18 protein-coding genes are annotated in these 21,729 nt (G+C 62.1%); 13 read left to right on the top strand and 5 right to left on the bottom strand.

Translation table 11 applies throughout. From position 1 onward, the window contains the following. Positions 1 to 165: 165 nt before the first annotated feature. The 3 genes from IFT63_RS11965 to IFT63_RS11955 all read left to right on the top strand — a co-directional run bounded on the left by IFT63_RS11965 (position 166) and on the right by IFT63_RS11955 (position 6,116). Positions 166 to 3,252 (top strand): SNF2-related protein, encoded by a 3,087-nt coding sequence (locus IFT63_RS11965; RefSeq protein WP_192084332.1) that lies wholly within the window; start codon positions 166 to 168, stop codon positions 3,250 to 3,252. 94 nt (positions 3,253 to 3,346) lie between these two features. After that, on the top strand, positions 3,347 to 4,693 hold the full coding sequence (locus IFT63_RS11960; protein ID WP_192084331.1) for a phosphomannomutase: 1,347 nt from the start codon (positions 3,347 to 3,349) through the stop codon (positions 4,691 to 4,693). Positions 4,694 to 4,712: 19 nt separating this feature from the next. Continuing rightward, on the top strand, positions 4,713 to 6,116 hold the full coding sequence (locus IFT63_RS11955) for a mannose-1-phosphate guanylyltransferase/mannose-6-phosphate isomerase (RefSeq protein ID WP_192084330.1): 1,404 nt from the start codon (positions 4,713 to 4,715) through the stop codon (positions 6,114 to 6,116). Between the two features lie 85 nt (positions 6,117 to 6,201). Here the strand turns inward: IFT63_RS11955 and rfbD are convergent, their stop codons facing one another. The 4 genes from rfbD to rfbB are packed head-to-tail and all read right to left on the bottom strand — an operon-like array spanning position 6,202 to position 9,614. After that, entirely contained in the window at positions 6,202 to 7,098 is an 897-nt protein-coding gene (gene rfbD / locus IFT63_RS11950; protein ID WP_192084329.1) for a dTDP-4-dehydrorhamnose reductase, read from the bottom strand. Continuing rightward, entirely contained in the window at positions 7,095 to 7,652 is a 558-nt protein-coding gene (rfbC, locus tag IFT63_RS11945) for a dTDP-4-dehydrorhamnose 3,5-epimerase (protein ID WP_192084328.1), read from the bottom strand. The genes rfbD and rfbC overlap by 4 nt, the downstream gene beginning before the upstream one ends. Then, positions 7,649 to 8,536, bottom strand: coding sequence for a glucose-1-phosphate thymidylyltransferase RfbA (gene rfbA / locus IFT63_RS11940; RefSeq protein WP_192084327.1), 888 nt, complete (start codon positions 8,534 to 8,536; stop codon positions 7,649 to 7,651). Before rfbA ends, rfbC begins: the two co-directional genes overlap by 4 nt. Positions 8,537 to 8,558: 22 nt before the next feature. Further along, entirely contained in the window at positions 8,559 to 9,614 is a 1,056-nt protein-coding gene (rfbB, locus tag IFT63_RS11935; protein ID WP_192084326.1) for a dTDP-glucose 4,6-dehydratase, read from the bottom strand. A gap of 257 nt (positions 9,615 to 9,871) precedes the next feature. On the opposite strand from rfbB, the gene IFT63_RS11930 reads away from it, so the two are divergent. The 10 genes from IFT63_RS11930 to IFT63_RS11885 all read left to right on the top strand — a co-directional run bounded on the left by IFT63_RS11930 (position 9,872) and on the right by IFT63_RS11885 (position 19,765). Continuing rightward, on the top strand, positions 9,872 to 10,618 hold the full coding sequence (locus tag IFT63_RS11930; RefSeq protein WP_192084325.1) for an electron transfer flavoprotein subunit beta/FixA family protein: 747 nt from the start codon (positions 9,872 to 9,874) through the stop codon (positions 10,616 to 10,618). Further along, a complete protein-coding gene (locus IFT63_RS11925; RefSeq protein WP_192084324.1) occupies positions 10,618 to 11,556 on the top strand; it encodes an electron transfer flavoprotein subunit alpha/FixB family protein in 939 nt (312 codons plus the stop codon). Before IFT63_RS11930 ends, IFT63_RS11925 begins: the two co-directional genes overlap by 1 nt. Before the next feature lie 177 nt (positions 11,557 to 11,733). Further along, entirely contained in the window at positions 11,734 to 12,654 is a 921-nt protein-coding gene (locus tag IFT63_RS11920; RefSeq protein ID WP_232767772.1) for a glycosyltransferase family 2 protein, read from the top strand. After that, positions 12,647 to 13,402 carry a GNAT family N-acetyltransferase gene (locus tag IFT63_RS11915; RefSeq protein WP_249404458.1) on the top strand — a complete coding sequence of 252 codons (756 nt, stop codon included), beginning with the start codon at positions 12,647 to 12,649 and terminating at the stop codon, positions 13,400 to 13,402. The genes IFT63_RS11920 and IFT63_RS11915 overlap by 8 nt, the downstream gene beginning before the upstream one ends. Further along, positions 13,399 to 13,782: an EamA family transporter gene (locus IFT63_RS11910; protein ID WP_192084322.1), complete on the top strand. Its 384-nt coding sequence runs from the start codon at positions 13,399 to 13,401 to the stop codon at positions 13,780 to 13,782. The genes IFT63_RS11915 and IFT63_RS11910 overlap by 4 nt, the downstream gene beginning before the upstream one ends. A gap of 30 nt (positions 13,783 to 13,812) precedes the next feature. After that, a complete protein-coding gene (rffA, locus tag IFT63_RS11905) occupies positions 13,813 to 14,943 on the top strand; it encodes a dTDP-4-amino-4,6-dideoxygalactose transaminase (protein WP_192084321.1) in 1,131 nt (376 codons plus the stop codon). Beyond that, positions 14,943 to 16,505, top strand: a complete 1,563-nt coding sequence (locus tag IFT63_RS11900; protein WP_192084320.1) for a hypothetical protein — start codon at positions 14,943 to 14,945, stop codon at positions 16,503 to 16,505. The genes rffA and IFT63_RS11900 overlap by 1 nt, the downstream gene beginning before the upstream one ends. Before the next feature lie 55 nt (positions 16,506 to 16,560). Beyond that, entirely contained in the window at positions 16,561 to 17,571 is a 1,011-nt protein-coding gene (gene galE, locus IFT63_RS11895) for a UDP-glucose 4-epimerase GalE (RefSeq protein ID WP_192084319.1), read from the top strand. A 20-nt stretch (positions 17,572 to 17,591) separates the two neighbouring features. Continuing rightward, a complete protein-coding gene (locus IFT63_RS11890) occupies positions 17,592 to 18,314 on the top strand; it encodes a glycosyltransferase (RefSeq protein WP_192084318.1) in 723 nt (240 codons plus the stop codon). A 47-nt stretch (positions 18,315 to 18,361) separates the two neighbouring features. Next, positions 18,362 to 19,765, top strand: coding sequence for a glycosyltransferase family 4 protein (locus tag IFT63_RS11885; protein WP_192084317.1), 1,404 nt, complete (start codon positions 18,362 to 18,364; stop codon positions 19,763 to 19,765). Positions 19,766 to 19,784: 19 nt separating this feature from the next. On the opposite strand, the gene IFT63_RS11880 is transcribed toward IFT63_RS11885, so the two are convergent. Next, complete coding sequence (locus IFT63_RS11880) at positions 19,785 to 21,722, bottom strand: hypothetical protein (RefSeq protein WP_192084316.1); 1,938 nt, start codon at positions 21,720 to 21,722, stop codon at positions 19,785 to 19,787. Between the last annotated feature and the right edge of the window lie 7 nt (positions 21,723 to 21,729).

The following is a 21,729-nucleotide window of genomic DNA, read 5'->3' as shown; positions in this document are numbered from 1 at the left end:
TGCTGTCCCACACGGTAAGGATGACGGCATTCTACCGGCACCCCGACCCCCGGCTGGGGTGCGGCGCAGCATTTGCCGCAGTGGGCGCAACTCGTAAACTGGCGGTCCCGGACACGCCTGCATCCCGATGTGCGGCCAGATGCCGCCCTGTTGGAAACATCGCCGATGTCCGTCCTGTTCGATGAAAATGATCTGCATCGCTGGCTCGACGAGCGCACGATCCGCAAGGCGGCCGGCTACCTGGACAGGGTGCATGACCTGCGCATGGAACGGGATCTCCTGCATGCCAAGGTAGAGGGCACTGCCGCCCAGCCTTATCGGGTAACGATCAACCTCAAGTCACGCCTTCGTAGCCCACAGAGTCGCCTTCACGGCCGCTGCAGCTGCCCGGTGGGCGACAACTGCAAGCATGTGGCTGCGGTCATGATGTGTGCCCTGCACGGGCCGGACGAGGATCGCGAAGACGAGAAAATCGAGGCACCGTTACCGCAGCAGGACATCGCCGTCCTCGGACAGCTGTGTTTGCGCCAGCAGCGCAAGGGCGACCGGCGTGTAGCCGTGCAGCCGTTGCTGGACATGATCCTGGCCTCCGGCCATGGCTGGGTACAGCACCCCGGCACCAGGCAGCTGCTGCCCCTGCGCGCGGGCCCTGCTCGCGCAGGTCACCTGGAGTGGAAGGCGGCCGACAGCCAGCTGGGCGTATGCTCCCGGCCGGTGCTGCAGGTGGACGGGAACGCCGACGGGGCGGTAGAAGGTCATTGCGCCTGTTATCTGGACGAGAGAACCGGCGAGACGGGTCCGCTGCAGCTTGCGGTGGCCAGCCCCGACGCCGACGCTTTCCTTGGGCTGCCACCGCTGCTGCCCGACGAACATTCGCTTACCTCGCAGATGCTCCAGCAGCTGGACCCTGCCCTGCCCCTACCGCCAGCCACCGCCGATGCGATGCCCATCGCCCAGGTGGATGGCATGGTCCCGCACCTGATGCTGCATACCGAAGAGCAACAGCAGACGTGGGGCGCGCGAAGAGGTCAGATGCAGCGGCTGGAATTTGCCACGGTCTCCTTCGCCTACGGCGAGCACTTCAAGCACCTCGATGACCCCTCGCGCTTCGTGCGCGGCGCGGACGGAACGATCGAGCTGCTGCCACGCGACACGGCCGAAGAGGCAAGGCGTGAAAACGAGCTGCGCAGCAGTGGACTTCACCGCCATCCGCAGTCGCCAGCGCTGCTCAGCGGGGCCGGACCCCACTTCCACCTGCGCTCCTACGACTGGGGCAGCTTCATGCTGCGCGAGCTGCCCCGGCTGCAGGAACTGGGGTGGGTGGTCACCGTCCCGGAGGATTTCCGGCACCGCATCACCGTGGTGGACAGCGTGCTCTGGGATGTGCAGCCCGATGACACAGGCGCTGGCTGGCTGGACGTAGCGCTGGACATCGAAATCGATGGCCAGACGGTGCCGCTGGCACCGATGCTGGCGCAGTTGCTGCAGACCGATCCGCGCTGGACGCGGGGCGCGCTGGATGCCATCGACGACGAGGAGCGCATCCTGATCGCCTCGCCCACGGCAGGAGCGCTGTCATTCCAGGCGGGGCGGCTTAAGCCCGTCGTGACCCTGCTCGGCGACCTGTTCGGCAACGGCGCTGAACCCCTGCGTGTTTCCACACGCGACAGGGGACGCCTGCAGGCCCTGCAACAGTCCGGGAGCCTGCAGCTGCGCGGCGCCACCGATACCGGCGCGATGGTGCAGCGGCTGTTGCAGGAACCCACGCCACAACCGGTTGCGGCACCTGTCGGGCTGGCTGCCGTCTTGCGTCCTTATCAGCAGGACGGGCTGGCGTGGCTACAGTACCTGCGCCAACAGGAGCTGGGCGGCATCCTGGCCGATGACATGGGCCTGGGCAAGACGCTGCAGACCCTGGCGCACATATTGCTGGAAAAAGAAGGTGGACGGCTGGACCGGCCCGCGCTGGTGGTCATGCCGACGTCCCTGCTGTTCAACTGGCAGGAGGAGGCCGCCCGTTTCGCACCCGGTCTGCGCGTGCTGGTGCTGCATGGCCCTGCCCGAGAGGCGATGTTCGAACAGATTCCCGCCCACGACCTGGTGCTGACCACCTATCCGCTGGTGTGGCGGGATGAGGCCGCGCTGCAGGCGCATGCCTATCACCTGCTGATCCTCGATGAAGCCCAGCAGGTGAAGAACGCCAAGGCACGCGCGGCGATCACCCTGCGCACGCTGCAGAGCCGGCACCAGCTGTGCCTGACCGGCACCCCACTGGAAAACCACCTGGGCGAGCTGTGGACGCATATCGACTTTGTCCTGCCGGGTCTGCTGGGCAGCGAGAAAACCTTCAACCTGCATTGGCGCCATCCGATCGAGCGCAGCGGTGACGGCCAACGCGCGCAGCTGCTGGCGCAGCGGGTGCGACCCTTCATCCTGCGTCGGCGCAAGGACCAGGTAGCGACCGAGCTGCCACCCAAGACCGTGATCACCCGCCACGTGTCATTGGAGGGTGGCCAGCGCGACTTGTACGAGACAGTGCGATCGGCGATGCAGGAGAAGGTGCGCGAGGCCGTCGCCGGCAAAGGAATGGCCAAGAGCCACATCGTCGTGCTCGATGCACTGCTGAAGTTGCGCCAGGTATGCTGCGATCCACGCCTGTTGCCCGGTGAAGCCGCGCCGCGCACGCAGGGTTCGGCCAAGCTTGACCTGCTGATGACGCTCTTGCCGGAGATGGTGGAGGAAGGACGCCGCATCCTCGTGTTCTCCCAGTTCACGCGCATGCTGGAGCTGATCGCGCAGGCCTTGGACAAGAGCGGACTGGCGTTCGTCACCTTGACCGGCGACACCCGTGACCGGACCACCCCGGTGTGCCGGTTCATGCATGGAGAGGTGCCGATCTTCCTGATCAGCCTGAAGGCGGGCGGTGTCGGCCTGAACCTGACAGCTGCCGATACCGTGATCCATTTCGACCCCTGGTGGAACCCGGCGGCCGAAAACCAGGCCAGCGACCGGGCGCACCGGATCGGTCAAGACAAGCCGGTCTTCGTGTACCGCCTGATCGCCGCCGGCAGCATCGAAGAGCGGATCAGCGAACTTCAGCAGCGAAAGGCGGCGCTGGCCGATTCGATCCTGGAAAATGGCGGCGCGGCAGGGGCTGGGTTCAGCGAGGAGGACCTGCAGGCGTTGCTGGAGCCGCTTCCCGGGGCGCCGGCGAAGAAGGCCAAGCGGACGCCGAAGCGCGGTCATGAATGACTCGCTGCGGTGCTGGTGCATGCGGCCCTGACAACGATTCCCATACACATGGGCGTATAAACTAAGCGGCTGGACCCCCCCAATGGAGTGACCGATGCCCCTGCCCGCCTTCAAGGCCTATGACATCCGCGGCCGCGTGCCGGACGAACTGAACGAAGACCTGGCCCGGCGCATCGGCGTGGCACTCTCGGACCAGCTGGAGCCGGGAACCGTGGTCGTCGGCCACGATGTGCGCCTGACCAGCGCAGCGCTGCAGGATGCGCTGGTAGTGGGCCTGCGCGGCGCGGGGCGTGAGGTCATCGACATCGGCCTGTGCGGTACCGAGGAAGTCTATTTCCAGACCGATCATCTGGGCGCTGCCGGCGGCGTGATGGTGACCGCCAGCCATAACCCGATGGATTACAACGGCATGAAGCTGGTGCGCGAGAAAGCGCGCCCGATCAGTTCTGATACCGGCCTGTTCGCGATCTCCGATGCGGTGGCAGCCGATACCGCAGCTGCCCTGCCGCCCAAGGCCGGCCAGAGCGAGCAGCACGACAAGAGCGCCTACATCGCGCACCTGCTGTCCTACGTCGATGTCGCTGCGCTGAAGCCGCTGAAGGTGGTGGTCAATGCCGGCAACGGCGGCGCCGGCGCGATCGTCGACCTGCTGGCGCCGCACCTGCCGCTGCAGTTCATCCGGGTCAACCACGAGCCGGACGGCAACTTCCCCAACGGCATCCCCAACCCGCTGCTGCCGGAAAACCGCGCCGCCACCGCCGAAGCGGTGCGTGAGCATGGCGCCGATTTCGGCATCGCGTGGGATGGCGACTTCGACCGCTGCTTCTTCTTCGACCACACCGGCCGTTTCATCGAAGGCTATTACCTGGTCGGCCTGCTGGCCCAGGCCGCGCTGAAGCGCCATCCCGGTGGCAAGGTCGTGCACGATCCACGTCTGGTCTGGAACACGGTGGAGATGGTCGAGCAGGCCGGCGGCATCCCGGTGCTGTGCAAGAGCGGCCATGCTTTCATCAAGGAAAAGATGCGCGCCGAAGATGCGGTGTACGGCGGCGAAATGAGTGCCCACCACTACTTCCGCGAGTTCGCCTACGCTGACTCCGGGATGATCCCCTGGCTCCTGATCGCCGCGCTGGTTTCCGAAAGCGGTCGATCGTTGGCCGACTGGGTTGAAGATCGCATGGCGGCCTATCCGTGCAGCGGCGAGATCAACTTCAAGGTAGTCGATGCGAAGGTATCTGTGGCACGCGTGATGGAACACTTCGCCTCACATGCGCCGGCGCTCGACCACACAGACGGCATCAGTGCCGATTTCGGTGACTGGCGTTTCAACCTGCGCAGCTCCAACACCGAGCCGCTGCTGCGGTTGAATGTCGAAACGCGCGGCGATGCGGCCCTGCTGCAGTCGCGTACCGACGAAATCTCCTCGCTGCTGCAGCAGTAACGTCAGGATGTCCGTACCCATGAACAGCATCCAGCCCGTCATCCTGTCCGGTGGTTCCGGCACGCGCCTGTGGCCCTTGTCGCGCGAGGCGTATCCGAAGCAGTTCCTGCCGCTGGCCAGCGAGCTGACCATGCTGCAGGCGACGTGGAAGCGCGTCGAAGCCATCGCCGCGCGCGGACCGTTGGTCATCGCCAACGAGGAGCATCGCTTCGTCGCCGCCGAGCAGCTGCAGCAGGTGGGTGCCGAGCCTGCCGCGATCATCCTGGAACCGGTCGGCCGCAATACCGCGCCGGCCATCGCGGTAGCAGCCCTGGAGGCAACCCGTGAGGGCGCTGACGCGCTGCTGCTTGTGCTTCCATCGGATCACGTGATCAGTGACAACGCCGCTTTCCTACGCGCGGTCGAGCAGGCGGCAGGCGCTGCCGAGGCAGGCAAGCTGGTGACCTTCGGCATCGTGCCGACCGGTCCGGAGACCGGATACGGCTACATCAAGGCGGCCGCGGGAGAAGGCGCCCGCGCGGTCGAGCGGTTCGTCGAGAAGCCGGACCTTGCCACCGCGACCGACTATGTAGCCAGTGGCCAGTACTACTGGAACAGCGGCATGTTCCTGTTCAAGGCGTCGCGTTACCTGCAGGAACTGGAACGCTTCCAGCCAGCCATGCTGGCCAGCAGCTGCGATGCCTGGAGCAAGGCCCGCCGCGATGCCGACTTCACCCGCCTGGACAAGGAAGCGTTTACCGCGGTGCCTTCGGACTCCATCGATTATGCAGTGATGGAAAAAACCGCCGATGCAATGGTGGTGCCGCTGGACGCCGGCTGGAATGACGTCGGATCGTGGACCGCCCTGCGCGACGTATCGCAGCAGGATGGCGACGGCAACGCGCACCAGGGCGATGTCATCGCGATCGACTGCCGCAACACCTATGCCTACGGGCAACGCCTGGTGGCGATGGTCGGGCTGGATGACGTGATCGTTGTAGAAACCGACGACGCGGTGCTGGTCGGCAAAGGCGACCGCATGCAGGAGGTCAAGGCGGTGGTGGCCCAGTTGAAGGCCGAAGGACGCAGCGAGGCCACCTGGCACCGCAAAGTGTACCGCCCGTGGGGCGCCTACGATTCCATCGACAACGGCGCACGTTTCCAGGTCAAGCGCATCACGGTCAAGCCCGGTGGCACGCTGAGCCTGCAGATGCACCATCACCGCGCCGAACACTGGATCGTGGTGAGCGGCACGGCCGAGGTCACCCGAGGTGAGGAAGTGCTGCTGCTCAGCGAAAACCAGAGCACCTACATCCCGCTCGGCGTCACCCACCGCCTGCGCAATCCGGGACGCCTGCCGTTGGAGCTGATCGAAGTGCAGTCCGGCAGCTATCTGGGCGAAGACGATATCGTGCGCTTTGAAGATACGTATGGTCGGCAGTAGCCGACCGTAGGTCCACGCACCCCACCTCGGAGACGGGGTCAGAGTCCTTCCGCGACGCGGAAGGACTCTGACCCCACGGTACGATTCAGCCCGCGATCTCGCCGATCACCCGCTTCAACCCGTCCTGCCAGGCTGGCAGCGCGATGCCGAAATCCTGCTGCAGCTTGCGGTTGTCCAGTACCGACCAGGACGGCCGCTTGGCCGGCGTCGGGTACTCCGAGGTGGCAATCGCTTCCACGCTCGGCACCTTGGCCAGGACGCCACGTGCGAGGGCTTCGGCGAAGATCGCCTCGGCGAAGCCATGCCAGCTGGTCTGCCCGGAAGCAGTCAGGTGCCAGGTGCCGGACAGCCCGCCCGTGTGCTGCAGGGCCTTTGCGGTGACATCCGCAATCAGCGCTGCCGGCGTCGGCGTGCCAACCTGGTCAGCCACCACCCGCAATGCTTCACGCTCGGCCCCCACGCGCAACATCGTGCGCAGGAAATTGGCACCGTGCGAGGCATATACCCACGCCGTGCGGAAGATCAGGTGGCGCCCGCAGGCAGCACGCACCGCGTCTTCGCCGTCGCGCTTGCTGGTGCCGTACACGCCCAGCGGAGCGGTCGGCTGGTCTTCGTGGTACGGCGCGGTGCCTTCACCATCGAACACGTAGTCAGTGGAGTAATGCACAAACGGCACGCCGGCAGCCGCGCACCAGCGTGCGATCACGCCAGGCGCCTCGGCATTGGCACGGAAGGCCGCCTCCATGTCCTGCTCCGCCTTGTCCACCGCCGTATAAGCGGCAGCGTTGACCACCATTGCGGGTCGCACGCGATCCAGCAGCGCAACCAGCGAATCAGGCTGGTTGAAGTCCGCGACCTCGCAGGCGCTGCCATCCGGCAGCAGGCCGCTGCGCGTGGTGGCAACCACCTTGCCCAGCGGGGCCAGCGCACGCAGCAGCTCCTGGCCGACCTGGCCGTTACCGCCGAACAGCAGGATCGTCATGCGACGAACACCGGCAGGCGGTCTTCGGCGATGTCCTTCAGGAACGGGGCAGCCTCATCCTTTGCAGACAACGTCGGATTGGAGATCGGCCAGTCCACCGCCACGTCGGCATCGTTCCAGCGAAGTCCCGAATCCGCCTCCGCCACGTAAACGTCGGTGCACATGTAGTGGAACAGAGCGCGCTCGGACAACACCGCGAATCCGTGAGCGAAGCCCTCCGGGATCCAGAGCTGCCGCCGATTTTCAGCGCTGAGAATCACTGACGCGTGTTTTCCGAACGTCGGAGAGCCTTGACGGATATCCACTGCTACATCGTAGACCTCACCCTCCAGAACGCTGACCAGCTTTCCTTGCGGCCGAGGCCACTGGTAATGAAGGCCACGCAGCACGCCGCGTGAGGACGACGAGACGTTGCTCTGGACAAAGTCCATCTGCAATCCCTCGGCCTCAAAACGCTCCTTGTTCCAGCCCTCGAAAAAGAATCCGCGGGCGTCTCCAAAAACCCGAGGCTCCAGTACGACGCATCCTGGGAGCTGAGTCTGGACGATTTTCACGGAATCGAACCCCGCTGGGCCAAAGCATGGAGATACTGGCCGTAGGCATTCTTGATGAGCGGTGCGGCCAAGGACTCAAGCTGGGCCACGTCAATCCAGCCGTTGCCCAGTGCGATCTCTTCAGGACAGCAGACCTGCAGGCCCTGGCGGGTCTGGATGGTTTCAATGAAGTTCGAAGCCTCCAGCAGCGACTGGTGGGTGCCGGTGTCCAGCCACGCGTAACCGCGACCCAGCGGCTCCAGGTGCAATGCACCCTCGTCGAGGTAACGCTGGTTGAGGTCGGTGATTTCCAGCTCACCGCGCGGCGAGGGCTTCAGTTCAGCAGCGTACTCACTGGCCTTGCCGTCGTAGAAATACAGACCGGTCACCGCGTAGTTGGAACGCGGCTTGGCCGGCTTCTCGACCAAGCCGACCACCTTTCCATCCTTGTCGAACTCAGCCACGCCGTAACGCTCGGGGTCGTTGACCCAGTAACCGAACACGGTGGCACCATCGGCGCGCGCGTCAGCACGCTTCAGCACTTCGGTCAGGCCATGGCCATGGAACACGTTGTCACCGAGCACCAGGCAGCTGGGCTTGCCGTCCAGGAATTCGCGGCCGATCAGGTAGGCTTGGGCCAAGCCATCCGGGCTCGGCTGGGCGGCGTACTGGATGTCCATGCCCCACTGCGAACCGTCACCCAGCAACTGCTGGAACAGCGCCTGCTCGTGCGGGGTGTTGATGATCAGCACTTCACGGATGCCCGCCAGCATCAGCACGCTGAGCGGGTAATAGATCATCGGCTTGTCATATACCGGCAGCAGCTGCTTGCTGATGCCCTTGGTGATCGGATACAGCCGGGTGCCGGAGCCACCGGCCAGAATGATGCCTTTACGCTGCGTCATGGGTACGAGGTCCTTTGAGGGCTCAGGCGGTGGTGCCGATGCGCTGCAGGCGGTAGCTGCCATCCAGCACGCCGTTCACCCATTCCTGGTTGTCCAGGTACCAGTCGACGGTGAAGCCAATGCCCTGCTCGAACGTGTAAGCAGGCTCCCACCCCAGTTCGTCCTTCAGCTTGGACGCATCGATCGCGTAGCGACGATCGTGGCCCGGGCGGTCGGTGACATAGGTGATCTGGCTGCTGCGCGGCTGGCCATCTTCGCGCGGACGACGTGCATCCAGCAGTGCGCAGATCGCCTGCACCACTTCGATATTCTGTTTTTCGGAATTGCCGCCCACGTTGTAGGTTTCGCCGACGCGGCCCTTGGCCAGCACGGTGCGGATCGCTTCGCAGTGGTCGGATACGAACAGCCAGTCGCGCACCTGCTTGCCATCGCCGTAGACCGGCAGCGGCTCGCCGGCCAGCGCCTTGGCGATCACCAGCGGAATGAGTTTCTCCGGGAAGTGGTACGGCCCGTAGTTGTTGGAGCAGTTGGTGGTGAGCACCGGCAGGCCGTAAGTATGGTGGAACGCGCGCACGAGGTGATCCGACGCCGCCTTGGAGGCGGAGTACGGCGAGTTCGGCGCGTACGGCGTGGTCTCACTGAACTTGCCGGTCTCGCCGAGGGTGCCGTAGACCTCATCGGTGGACACGTGCAGGAAGCGGAACGCCACGCCCTTGTCGGCCGGCAGCGCCTTCCAGTAGTCGCGCACCGCTTCCAGCAGGCCGAGCGTGCCGACCACGTTGGTCTGGATGAAGGCACCCGGGCCGTCGATGGAACGATCGACGTGGCTTTCGGCGGCGAAGTTCAGCACCGCATCGGGCTGGTGTTCGGCCAGCAAGCGCGACACCAGCGCACTGTCACCGATACCACCTTCCACGAAGACATGGTCGGGATTGCCTTCCAGGCTGCTCAGGGTCTTCAGGTTGCCGGCATAGGTAAGGGCATCAAGATTGATGACCTTGACGCCGCGGGCTGCTGCTTCGAGGACGAAATTACCGCCAATGAATCCGGCGCCGCCGGTGACAAGCCAAGTGGGCACTACCTGTTTCTCCTGTAATGTGATGAATGTCCAGGCCTCCAAGGCGCGGGCGATTCAGTCGCAAAGGATACAACGGGCCTCCATGGAAGGCCTCTTTGGGGATGATATGGACTGCGCCATGCCGCGCTGCACCATCATCTAGCTCACCATACGCATTCGCATGGTCGCCAATCGCCAGTTAGAATCGGGGTCCCACCCCCGAACCGGTTGCTGTTGCCAGGACCGGACGACCCCCGATAGTGAAGGACCCGTACCAGATGAAAATCCTCGTCGCGTACAAGCGCGTGGTGGACTACAACGTCCGCATTCAGGTCAAGCCGGACGGCTCCGGCGTGGTGACCGACGGCGTCAAGCTGTCTCCAAATCCTTTCGATGAAATCGCGCTGGAAGAAGCCCTGCGCCTGCGCGACAAGGGCATCGCCAGCGAAGTCATCGTCGCCACCATTGCCCCGGCCGACGCCCAGGCGCACCTGCGCAACGGCCTGGCCATGGGTGCCAATCGCGCCATCCACATCGTCACCGACGAGGCCATCCAGCCGCTGACCGCGGCCCGCGCCCTGCTCAAGCTGATCGAGAAGGAACAGCCGGAGCTGGTCATCCTCGGCAAGCAGGCAATCGATGACGACGCCAGCCAGACCGGCCAGATGCTGGCCACGATCTGGGGCCGCCCGCAGGCGACCTTCGCCAGCAAGGTCGAGATTGCCGATGGCAAGGCCACGGTGACCCGTGAAGTCGATGCCGGCCTGGAAACGCTGGAACTGGACCTGCCGGCCGTGGTCACTACCGACCTGCGCCTGAACGAGCCCCGCTTCATCAAGCTGCCCGACATCATGAAGGCCAAGGCCAAACCCCTGGAGACGCTGCAGCTGGCGGATCTGGGCGTTGAAGCCGTGGATACCTTGAAGACCACCCTCTACGCCGCACCAGGCAAGCGCAGCAAGGGCGTAATGGTCAAGGATGCCGCCGAGCTGGTGGCCGCACTCAAGCAGAAGGGGTTGCTGTAATGAGCACGATTCTCGTCATCGCCGAGCACCACGACGGCAAGCTCAACGCCGCCACCGCCAAGACCGTCAGTGCGGCAACCGCCATCAGCGGCGCCGAAGTGCACGTGCTGGTGCTGGCTGCCGATCCGGCCGCGGTTGCGGCTGAGGCGGCAAAGATCAGCGGTGTCAGCAAAGTGCTGACCGTGGCCAACGCCGCCAACGCGAACCCGATCGCGCAGGTGCTGGCGCCGCAGATCGCCAAGGCCGCCGCCGGTTACAGCCACGTATTCGGTCCGTCCACCACCTTCGGCAAGGACCTGATGCCCTGCGTGGCCGCCCTGCTGGGCGTCGCGCAGGTGTCCGACCTGATGACCGTGGAAGGCAGCCATACCTTCAAGCGCCCGATCTACGCCAGCAACGCGATCATCACCGTGGAGGCCCCGGCCGACCAGACCGTGGTCGCTACCGTGCGCAGCGCATCCTGGCCCGAAGCTGCCCAGGGCGGCAGCGCCAGCGTGGAATCGCTGAGCGTGGACGCTGCCCTGCCGACCCATACCCGCTTCCTCGGCCTGGCTGCTGCCAGCAGTGATCGCCCGGACCTGCAGAGCGCAAAGCGTGTGGTCTCCGGTGGCCGCGGCGTCGGTTCGGAAGAGAACTTCAAGGTCATCTACCAGCTGGCGGACAAGCTGGGCGCTGCCGTCGGTGCCTCGCGCGCCGCCGTGGATGCGGGTTACGTGCCCAATGAACTGCAGGTCGGCCAGACCGGCAAGATCATCGCGCCGGAGCTGTACGTGGCGATCGGCATCAGTGGCGCCATCCAGCACCTGACCGGCATCAAGGATGCAGGCACCATCGTGGCGATCAACAAGGACCCGGATTCGCCGATCTTCGAAATTGCAGACATTGGACTGGCGGGCGACCTGTTCACGATTTTGCCCGAGCTGGAGAAAGCTCTGTAGGGCTCATTTGTGGAATAGTAGGCTCCGCAACGTCGGCCGCCCTGTGCGGCCGACGCTCTTCCCGTTCCAACTATTGGATTCTTCACCCGCGTGTCTCCAAATTCTTCAACATCCCTGTCATTGAACACTGCGGATCGGACTGGCACACGGGGTCTTCCGATTGGTCTGGAGGTATCTGTGGTCGTTCCTGTCTATGGATGCGCGGGCTGTCTTGAAGAGTTGACCGAGCGCATATTGGCCGCCGTTAGCGGTATGGGCCGGACCGTCGAGCTCATTTTCGTGGATGATGACAGTCCAGATCAGGCCTGGAGCAGAATCAGCGAACTCTCCGCGCTTCATCCTGCAGTGCGCGGCCTTAAACTATCCAGAAACTTCGGCCAACATGCGGCGATCAGCGCCGGAATAGCGCAAACGCGCGGCGCGGCCGTCATTGTAATGGACTGCGACCTGCAGGATGTGCCTGAAGAAATTCCGGCCCTCCTAGAAGCACTTACCGACGATGTGGAAATTGTCCTCGGGCAGCGTACCGAGCGACGGGACACTTGGTTGAAGCGCACCGGATCCCGCGCGTTCTACCGCACCCTTGGCTGGCTGACTGACACAAGCTACGACCCTAGTACTGCCAATTTTGGCGCATACAGCCGCAAAGTCATCGATGCAATGAACGCGATGCCGGAAACGGACCGATTCTTGCCTCTTCTTGCCCGGTGGACAGGCTTCAGAACCGCGCGCATTTCCGTGGAGCACGGACGACGCACGGAGGGCAGAAGTAGCTACACATTGCGCAAGCTGCTGCAAATGGCCACGCGGATCGCCCTGTCCTTCTCCGACAAGCCGTTGCGACTGGTCATGTCCGCAGCGTTCGCACTGGCCGGTGTCGGCCTGTGCGTCGCTGCGTTTGCTGTCTACCGCTACCTCGTGGGCGACATTCGCGTAGCAGGCTTCACCAGCATTCTCGCTTCGGTATGGCTAGTGGGCAGCTTCCTGATGGCCAGCATTGGCGTAGTGGGCCTGTATGTTGGACGTGTGCACAACGAAAGCAAGAGACGACCGCAATACATCATCTGGCGCGACTCATGGAACGACGAGAATGAATGAATCGCCGCTGCTCAGCTACTCGCCCCTAGATTCAAACCGCTTCTCCATTCGCGTGGAGCGCGCCAGCCTGGGCCGCCACGTTCCTGCGGCAAGCGCGATCAGCGCGATCCAAGCCTCTACGGCTGAGTTGATCATCGCCCGTTTCCCCGCCGGCGATTGCGCAATCCCCAACGCGCTTGTCCAGCGTGGCGAAGCCCTTATCCATGCCGATACGCTGGTCTACTATGACGTGGGCTTGCCTGCGCCGAGCGCCAAGGCAGCAGCCAACGTACGGCTTGCGGAGGTCACCGATCTCGAGGCGATCCGCAGCATCGCTTCCACGGCGTTCAAAAATTACCGCGCGCATTATGCTGCCAACCCGTTACTGCCTGCGGCGCAGGTTCTTGATGGGTACGTCGAGTGGGCGCAAAGCCGAGCCGATCCCTCCGACCCCAGCAGCGATACGTGGCTGGTATTTGACGACTGCGTTGCGGCTGGTTTTGCCACATGCGACATCAAGGATCGCGGGGTGGAAATCGTACTGAACGCAGTCCATCCTTCTTTCGAAAGAAGAGGCCATTACGGAACGCTGCTGCGTCACCTGCTGCACCACTATGCAGAAACCGGACTGGGCCGGTTGAGCATTTCCACGCAGATCTGGAACTACACCGTGCAGCGACAATGGTCCCGTGCAGGATTACTGTTGGAAAGTGCATACGACACCTTCCACATTGATCGGCGCATCGCCGCGCAGCGGAGCACATCATGAACTTATCCCCGACACTTTTTCCCTGGTCGATGGTTGCCGCAACAATCATCCTGACCAGCTATGGCCAGCTCGTCATCAAATGGCAGGCGACTTCGTATCAGGCGACCACGGCAGGGTGGTTGGGCAAACTGCCAACGGTGGTGCAGCTTCTTCTCCAGCCCTGGGTCGTATCGGCCTTTTTTGCTGCTTTCGCCGCATCGCTCTGCTGGATGTTGGCGGTGTCGCGTCTGGAGCTCAGCCGGGCATATCCGTTCATGGCGCTCAACTTCGTGATCGTATGTATTGCAGCAGTGCCCCTGTTCGGCGAAGCATTCACTCCATCCAAGGCGATCGGACTGGTGACCGTTATTGTCGGACTGGTCATAATCAGCCAAGGCTGATTTTACTTAATCGCATCGCAAAGAGACCTCATGATTCCGTTCAATCGCCCGTTCATGACTGGAAAGGAACTCCCCTTGATCAGCCAGGCTCATGCCAATGGCCATCTGTCTGGGGATGGGCCGTTTACCAAGCAGTGCCACGCCTGGTTGCGACAGCGCACCGGAGCATCTACAGCCTTGCTTACGCATTCCTGCACCGCGGCGCTCGAAATGGCCGCTCTGCTTCTGGATCTGAAACCGGGCGACGAGGTGATCATGCCTTCGTTCACTTTCGTATCTACTGCAAATGCATTCGCACTTCGAGGCGCAGTTCCTGTCTTTGTCGATGTGCGATCCGACACGTTGAACATCGACGAGTCACTGATCGAAGCGGCAATCACGCCGCGCACTCGGGCTATCTGTGTTGTCCATTACGCTGGTGTGGCTTGCGAGATGGACATGATCGTTGATATTGCGCAGCGGCGCGGACTGGCCGTTGTCGAAGATGCCGCCCAAGGCATCATGTCAACTTACAAGGGGCGAGCGCTTGGCACGATCGGTGATCTTGGTGCTTTCAGCTTCCACGAAACAAAGAATGTCATCTCCGGGGAAGGTGGCGCGCTGCTGTGCCGAGATGCCTTTTATGGAGAGCGCGCGGAAATCATCCGCGAAAAAGGCACCAACCGCAGTAGATTCTTCCGCGGGCAAGTGGACAAGTACACCTGGGTCGATGTGGGCTCGTCCTACCTCCCAGGTGAAATCATCGCGGCATTTCTGAGTGCTCAGCTGGATGATGCCGAAGAGATCACTGCCAGGCGCCTTGCAATCTGGGATCGCTACCATGCGTGGGCAGCGCCTCACGAAGCCGACGGCACCTTGCGGCGCCCGGTGATACCGGAGGCATGTGAGCACAATGCACACATGTATTACCTGCTGCTACCCAGCCTGGAAGCCCGTGCCCGCTTCATTGCCAGCATGAAGGCTCGCGCCGTTCAGACTGTCTTCCACTACATCCCCCTGCATTCTTCGCCTGCTGGAGAGCAGTTGGGGCGAGCTTCCGGCACGCTGGACGTCACCAACAACATCAGCAACCGGCTGGTTCGCCTCCCGCTCTGGCTCGGCCTGGAGTCGCAGATGGATGAAGTCCTGGACGCCGCCGAGGCGTCGATCCGTGAGGGCTGATGAAGATGACAGCTGACTTGCCAACGTCAAATGCGGATCCGGATCCGACCGGAAGCAGAGACGCATCGACACCGCAGTTGTCCTGGGGACATCGTGTCGACGCAGGCCTGTTGCTTCTGGTGTCCTACGCCGGCTTTTTCCTTGCGTCGAAGATGATCGGGTTCACTCCAGGCTATGGCCTTGATGACTACGGCATCATCCGCAGGGGCGCCGGCGAAAGCCTGGTCGATTTCTTCCTGTCACAGGGACGCTATGGCAGTGCGCTGATGGACGTCGTGCTGCATGCCAGCAACCTGACCATGGCCAGCTTTTCGACAATAGGGCTGGTTGCGACCGCCTTTTTCAGCGGACTGTTCTTCAAGGACGCACTGGATCTCCCCAAGCGATCTTCCCCCATCCTTGCGGTCGGCATCGGCGCCCTCCTGGGCTCCCATCCTTACTACGCAGAGTACGTATCGTTTCGTCAGGCAGCATTGCCGATGTCGGCGATGTTCCTGAGCCTGTGGGCTGCGCTCCGGCTGTATCGCCTCGCATTGGAGCAGGAGGAAGCCAGGGTATTCAACGTACTGGCGAGTCTTTTCGCCATGACACTGGCGATGGGATTCAATCAGTTGGCCGTTTCATACATGTCCATCGCTGTGTTGTGCGTGCACATGCAGCGACTGCAGATGGGCGTCACCCCCACCTACATGGGAAAATCTGCTGGCAGTTGGGCCTGGCTTGAGCCGATCATCAGGGCCATGTTGATCGGTGCAGTACTCATCGCCACCAGTACGATTGTGGCGAAGATGACCATGCTCATGTTCGGCCTTGAGCCTACCCAACGCGCGGAGCTTATCGGGGCGGATATGCTTGGCCAACGCAGCGAAGCACTGATGGGACTTGTGCAGGTTATATGGGCCGATTCGGAGACCGTCGCCGGCTGGCCAGCAAAAATCCTTGCACTGGCAGGTTTCTTTGTCTTGCTTGCCTCCTCTTTGCGCGGGTATCGGCGGGCGGGATGGCTTTCGCTTGTGACGTTCTTGGCGGCTACAGCCGCTGCACTCATACCGACGGCGGCGTCGACGATCTGGTGGCCGGTGCCACGTACACTGATAGCTGTTCCCTTCGCCTTGGCGGCCGCCATTGCACTGCTTGCGGCACGTGGTGGCCGTTTGGCTACACTGGCAGGTGTGCTGCTCGTTGCCAGCGCTGGAATTTTCTCGGCGCACAGCACTCAGATTCTTTCCAACCAGCAACGCCTCAACCGCTGGGACCAGATGCAGGCCCGTGACATTACCCAGATGGCTGTGGGGAAATTCTCCGGGCAGGCATCCAAGCTCGCGCTTGTTGATTCTGACTGGGGACACGATGTGGCGCGTGAAATCGCCCAAGGCGATCTCAATATTTCCGCATTGAGCGTTGCTTGGGCGCTCGATCCGCTGTTCGACGAAGCCACTGGCCGTGATCAAACGGTTCGTCTGGCACCTGAATTCAGTGAGTTCTGCTCGACATCGCCGAAGTATCCTGACCCTGCCTCACTCCATCTGGAAAATGGTGAGGTTGTCGTTTGCATGCAATGAGCAACCTGGTCACCACTGCACCTGCCTTCCAACTATCTCGGGCCCACGTCTACATATGAAAGTTCTGGTAACCGGAGGATCCGGCTTCATCGGCTCACATACCTGTATTGAACTACTGGCAAGCGGCCACGATGTCGTGATCAGCGATAACCTAAGCAATAGCCAGGTTGACGTGCTTGACGCCATTCAATCCATCTCAGGGAAGAAAGTCGCGTTCACGCGTTGCGATGTCCGCGATGGCGAGGCGATGAAGACGGTCCTGAGGTCGCACTCGATTGATGCAGTCATTCACTTCGCGGCGCTGAAATCCGTTGGTGAGTCGTGGCGACGCCCGCTCGATTATTTCGACAATAATATTTCCGGAACGATCACCCTCCTGCAGGCCATGGAAGAGGTTGGCGTACGCCATTTCGTTTTCAGCTCGTCGGCGACGGTATACGGCGATCCTGACCACTGCCCCATTTCCGAGTCCGCCCCGACCCGCACCACCAATCCCTACGGGCGCACCAAACTTGTCTGCGAGCAGTTGCTGTCTGACAAAGTCGCTGCAGACCCGCACTTCCACGTGGCCTCACTTCGCTACTTCAATCCAGTGGGAGCACACCCATCTGGATTGATCGGCGAATCGCCCAATGGCACGCCCAACAACCTGATGCCTTATGTCTCCCAGGTTGCAAGCGGACAACGCGAGTATCTTCAGGTATTCGGTAATGACTACAATACGCCGGATGGAACCGGAGTTCGGGACTACATCCACGTCGTGGACCTGGCTGTCGCCCACGTTCTGGCACTCGATCACATTGTCGGGAATGGTCAGAGCATGACGGTGAATCTGGGTACTGGCAACGGGTACAGTGTTCTGGATGTGGTTGCCGCGTTCGAGCGCGCCAGTGGTCGCAGCGTCCCGGTGCGCATTGTTGATCGCAGGCCCGGTGATGCAGCCAGCTGCTTCGCAGATCCGACACTCGCACGCGAAGTGCTGGGATGGCGCGCCATGCATGACCTGAACCAGATGTGCGTGGATGCCTGGCGCTGGCAAGTCCACTCCGGCGCGACCCTCACCTGACCTGGATCCAGACATCACTAATGCTGCCCCAGATCTCAGCAGTCATCACTTTCCACCGCGAAGGGCTATTGGCCCACAAGAGTCTTTTGTCACTTCGTCGATGCAGACTTGCTGCGGAGCGGCGAGGCATTGCAGTGGAGGTAGTCGCTACGCTTGACAATGCCGACAGTGAGACGTCGCGCATTGTTTCCATGCACCGCGACACAGGACTGATCGACCAGTTGCTGGAGGTGCACTGCGCCGATCTCGGACTTTCCAGGAATGCTGCAATCCTGTCAGCGAGGGGAACATGGATCCTGATCTGCGATGGTGATGATTACCTGTCTGCGGACTTCATCACCCGTTGCTGGGACACCGCGGCCGGTGACGAGCACGTTATCCTGCACCCCGAATTGATCGTGACATTCGGCGCAGAGACCGGAATCTGGTGGCAGACCGCTAGCAATGCCGCAGAGTTCGACGCCAACTGCATGCTGGTCACTAATCCTTGGAATTCATGCAGTTTTGGTGCCAAGGACATCTATCTGGAAACACCGTACGTACTGGCACGTCCAGGAGAGTCCGGATTCGGCTTTGAAGACTGGCACTGGAACTGCCAAACGCTGGCGTTGGGCCACCCCCACCTTATAGCGGAAAAGACCGCTCATTACGTGCGCAAGAAGGAGTCGGGGTCATTGAACAACGCCCATGCGGGTAACCGTGCACTCATCCCACCAACTCGCTTGTTCGCGCCTCGCCCGTGACTTCCAGAGCCTTCATTCGCCGCATCTACCATATCGTGGATCGCCTGATGCTGTCCAAGCTCCAGGAAAGCACGCAGCGCCGACTCCTTTCCCTCATACTTGCGATGATCAGGCGTGTCTGCCCGTCTGCAGGCGGGTCACTGTCAGTCGACCGCCTTCTGGCGCGCAGGAACCTGCGCGAACCGGCAAAACCGATGCGCACACTTCCCGCATGGGCGGTTGATGATATGCGGGGCCTCGCCGTGGAAGTGGACACGCTGCTGTCATCTGGCGCATTCCTCCAATCAGCTCCGGTAGCCCGCTACGCGCCCACGCACTGGGTGGACGCCGGCGCGGCGTATCAGCGCATCCTGGACGAGGTGGGAAATCGTCGCTTTGACACGATCCTGTTCGTGCCGTGGCTCAAGCGCGGTGGCGCCGATCTGGGGGCGCTGCATCACGCAAACCTTTGCCATGGTGACCTAGGGCAACGCACCTTGGTCATTGCCACCGAATCTGGAGACTCGCCTTGGGCTGGTCGCCTCCCCAGGGATGTCGCGTTCATCGATGCAGGCGAGGAAATGGCCGCGCTTAGTGGGCCAACGCGGGAGCCGGAAATCGTGCTCGCCAGGCTCGTGCTACAACTTGCGCCGGACCGCATCCATATCATCAATTCGCATACGGCCTGGAGAATGCTTGAGCAGTTTGGTTTGGCTTTACGGCAACAGACGCGCGTCTTCGCTTCACTGTATTGCGATGAATTTACGGTCGACGGCCGGGTGGATGGACTCGCACAGCGGCATCTTCCCACTACGTCTCACCTGCTGGATGCCGTGATCACAGACAACAGCGCTTCTCCGGTGAGCTGGAACCGCATGTTGGGAATCAACCACGATCTTTTCAAGGTCGTTCATTTCCCTGCGCCACACATGACACGCGCGGCACGTGCGGATGCAGCAGGCAACCGTGTGTTGTGGGCCAGTCGTCTCGAACGCCAGAAAAGACCGGAGTTGCTGCTGCAGCTTGCATCCCGCATGAAGCACCTGCATTGGGACGTCCACGGAACGGCCCTGGCCGCCGACGATCCGGTGCACAAGGAACTGCGCCGCTTGAACAATGTCACGTTGCACGGCCCGTTTGACAGCTTCCGTGACATCGTTTCTGCGGAGCATCTGGCTTACGTTTACACCAGCGCTTGGGATGGCCTGCCAAACGTGCTGCTGGAAGCCGCGCAAGCTGGCCTTCCTATTGTGGCGCCAGATGTGGGTGGAATCCGCGACCTGGTGCCTGCGCGGTGGTTGCTCGCCGCGAATGCCGACGCTGCGGACTATGTACAGGCTCTCGAGGGGCTGCAGGCCAACAGCGATAGTCGGCAACAGCGCTTGCGTGAGCAGGACGAGCGCGTCGCCCTGTTCACTTGGGAATCATTTGCCAATGGCATGCGTCGGATAGAGGGCTACGCGGACATGTGACAGCGGCTGCCGCAGGGGCTCAGCTCCTGCGCAGCTGTCTAAGCCATCCGCCAATACGCGTCCTGAGTGAGGAAGCAATTGGCAGGCGATTCCCTACCAGACGCGCCGCTTCGAAAAGCCCGACGTTCCCGGAGGCGTCAAAACGACGGGTTCTTGCGAAGCGGTTAGCCACCCGCAGCGGCCGTGCCCACCGCCAGGAACGACTGGCCATGATCTCCTGAAGGAGCTTCGTGCTGGCCTCGTCTCTTGCCCTGTGATACACGCTCGCGTCATGCTCCGCTTCGGCCTGCAGACGGTAGCGGCGAGCCTCGAAGCCAACCGCGGTGAGCTGCTCGTTGCACGCCAGAAGACGATCCTCAATCATCCTCTGTTGCTCGAGGACATATCGCCGGACCTGGTCCAAGTGGCCAAATCGTTCGCCGGCGGGCAGCGATGTATCAAACAGACGTTCCAGGCGGCCGTTGGCGTCGGCGGCAGCGGCATTGGCCGCTTGAATCGCCGCATCCATGATCTCGCAACGTTCGCTGGCAGACTGCAACTGAAGCGAGAGCTCATCTCGACCCTGTTCCACGGCCTGCAGCGTCGCATGCATCTGCGCAAGCTTGGCCTCCAGTTCCTGTCGCTGCGCTTCCTTGAGCAGGCTGTCGGCTGAATTCGCAGCATGCTTTTCCAGTAGCTGACCCTTTTCCTCCTGCAACTGGGTGACCGTTTGCCAACTGTCACCCAGCAGCGTCTCCAGCCGGGGCTCTCCCTTGAAATGGAATCGGCGCCGTCCAGGAGCGATCGATTCCCACATCAACGCTCCTCCCTCGCGATCCGCGCTGTCGACTACGGCATCAAGCTTGCCGAGCCACCGGCTTCGCGCTTCCAGATTGGCTCCATGCTCAACCAGCGGAAGTGTCTCCAGGAAGGACTCGAAGCTATTTTCCACTCCCAGCGACCGGCGCTTCTGGTCATAATAATTGTTGCTGCCACGCAACCAGCAAGGAATGCCGTTGAGCTGCAACCACATGGTGACGTGGTAGGAACAGGAGTAGCCGAACTGACCTACCAGCACGCGCGGCTCCCGCGTTCCCGGCGGAGCCAGAATGGCCTCCACGAGCAGCGCAGCTTGGACGCCGGCAAATGGAAATGCCCGTTCAAGCCGCTTGACCGTTTCCAAGGAGTCGATCACCTGTTCGCGACCATCCTGGAACGCCTGGAACAAGACAGGCAGCTGCGAGCCGCCCATACGGGCGGATACCAGTGAGAGATGATGCGTCATCTCCAGCAATGCGGTGTCATTACCCGTGTAGCCGGAGGAGTTGAGGTGAAGGAAGGCCCCCTCCCCTCGGCGAAACTGATACAGCCTAGAGAGCGATTGCAATTGCTCCACGGCATCGTCAAAGGAGAACTCAGCAGACACGCCCTGCTCCTGAACGTTGCGCAGGGAGTCGCGGTCGCGCACACCTACCAGACGCGGCCTGTAGGTCGCGACATGCTCGGCTACTCGTTTTGAATAGCCGGCAGCGACCTGTTGCCCCGAAATAACGTAAGTAGTTCCAGGGAGCTGGCGGAGGAGTTCCTCGGCAATGCTGAGAGAGAAATCGCCCCACATCTCGTTGAGGAATCCCCCGCCATACAGATGGACCAGAGAAACGGCGTTGACCACCAGCACCTGGTGAAGCCCCAAGCGCGCCAGATCCTCGTCGTTCAGGGGCTCGGTCGCCACGAACATCAACGCATCGACCTTGTAAACCCGCCTGAGCGCATCGACTCCAACGAATCTGGAGATGGCCTCAAGGGCGAAGATCGAAACCAGATCCAGCGCCGACGTCTGCTGCAGGTGCGAAACCGCGCCGACGTGCTGTAACACGTCGCCGAAATTGCCATAGCCAAAGTCGCTGCCGAGCAGCACCGCCTTGGGGCGACCGGATCGCAGAACTTCGATACTTTCCGCGTCAGCGTAGAAGAGCATTGTCGAC

The organism is Stenotrophomonas sp. CFBP 13724, assembly GCF_014841975.1.
Classification (GTDB): domain Bacteria; phylum Pseudomonadota; class Gammaproteobacteria; order Xanthomonadales; family Xanthomonadaceae; genus Stenotrophomonas; species Stenotrophomonas lacuserhaii.
Note: the sequence above shows the minus strand (reverse complement) of the source record. Positions and strands in the feature narration are given on the sequence as shown.

Bases quoted from the DNA above. Each gene is read 5' to 3' on its own strand.
- IFT63_RS11965 (WP_192084332.1), top strand. From the start codon at position 166: ATGTCCGTCCTGTTCGATGAAAATGATCTGCATCGCTGGCTCGACGAG.
- IFT63_RS11960 (WP_192084331.1), top strand. From the start codon at position 3,347: ATGCCCCTGCCCGCCTTCAAGGCCTATGACATCCGCGGCCGCGTGCCG.
- IFT63_RS11955 (WP_192084330.1), top strand. From the start codon at position 4,713: ATGAACAGCATCCAGCCCGTCATCCTGTCCGGTGGTTCCGGCACGCGC.
- rfbD (WP_192084329.1), bottom strand. From the start codon at position 7,098: ATGACGATCCTGCTGTTCGGCGGTAACGGCCAGGTCGGCCAGGAGCTG.
- rfbA (WP_192084327.1), bottom strand. From the start codon at position 8,536: ATGACGCAGCGTAAAGGCATCATTCTGGCCGGTGGCTCCGGCACCCGG.
- IFT63_RS11930 (WP_192084325.1), top strand. From the start codon at position 9,872: ATGAAAATCCTCGTCGCGTACAAGCGCGTGGTGGACTACAACGTCCGC.
- IFT63_RS11925 (WP_192084324.1), top strand. From the start codon at position 10,618: ATGAGCACGATTCTCGTCATCGCCGAGCACCACGACGGCAAGCTCAAC.
- IFT63_RS11915 (WP_249404458.1), top strand. From the start codon at position 12,647: ATGAATGAATCGCCGCTGCTCAGCTACTCGCCCCTAGATTCAAACCGC.
- IFT63_RS11910 (WP_192084322.1), top strand. From the start codon at position 13,399: ATGAACTTATCCCCGACACTTTTTCCCTGGTCGATGGTTGCCGCAACA.
- rffA (WP_192084321.1), top strand. From the start codon at position 13,813: ATGATTCCGTTCAATCGCCCGTTCATGACTGGAAAGGAACTCCCCTTG.
- IFT63_RS11900 (WP_192084320.1), top strand. From the start codon at position 14,943: ATGAAGATGACAGCTGACTTGCCAACGTCAAATGCGGATCCGGATCCG.
- galE (WP_192084319.1), top strand. From the start codon at position 16,561: ATGAAAGTTCTGGTAACCGGAGGATCCGGCTTCATCGGCTCACATACC.
- IFT63_RS11890 (WP_192084318.1), top strand. From the start codon at position 17,592: ATGCTGCCCCAGATCTCAGCAGTCATCACTTTCCACCGCGAAGGGCTA.
- IFT63_RS11885 (WP_192084317.1), top strand. From the start codon at position 18,362: ATGCTGTCCAAGCTCCAGGAAAGCACGCAGCGCCGACTCCTTTCCCTC.
- IFT63_RS11880 (WP_192084316.1), bottom strand. From the start codon at position 21,722: ATGCTCTTCTACGCTGACGCGGAAAGTATCGAAGTTCTGCGATCCGGT.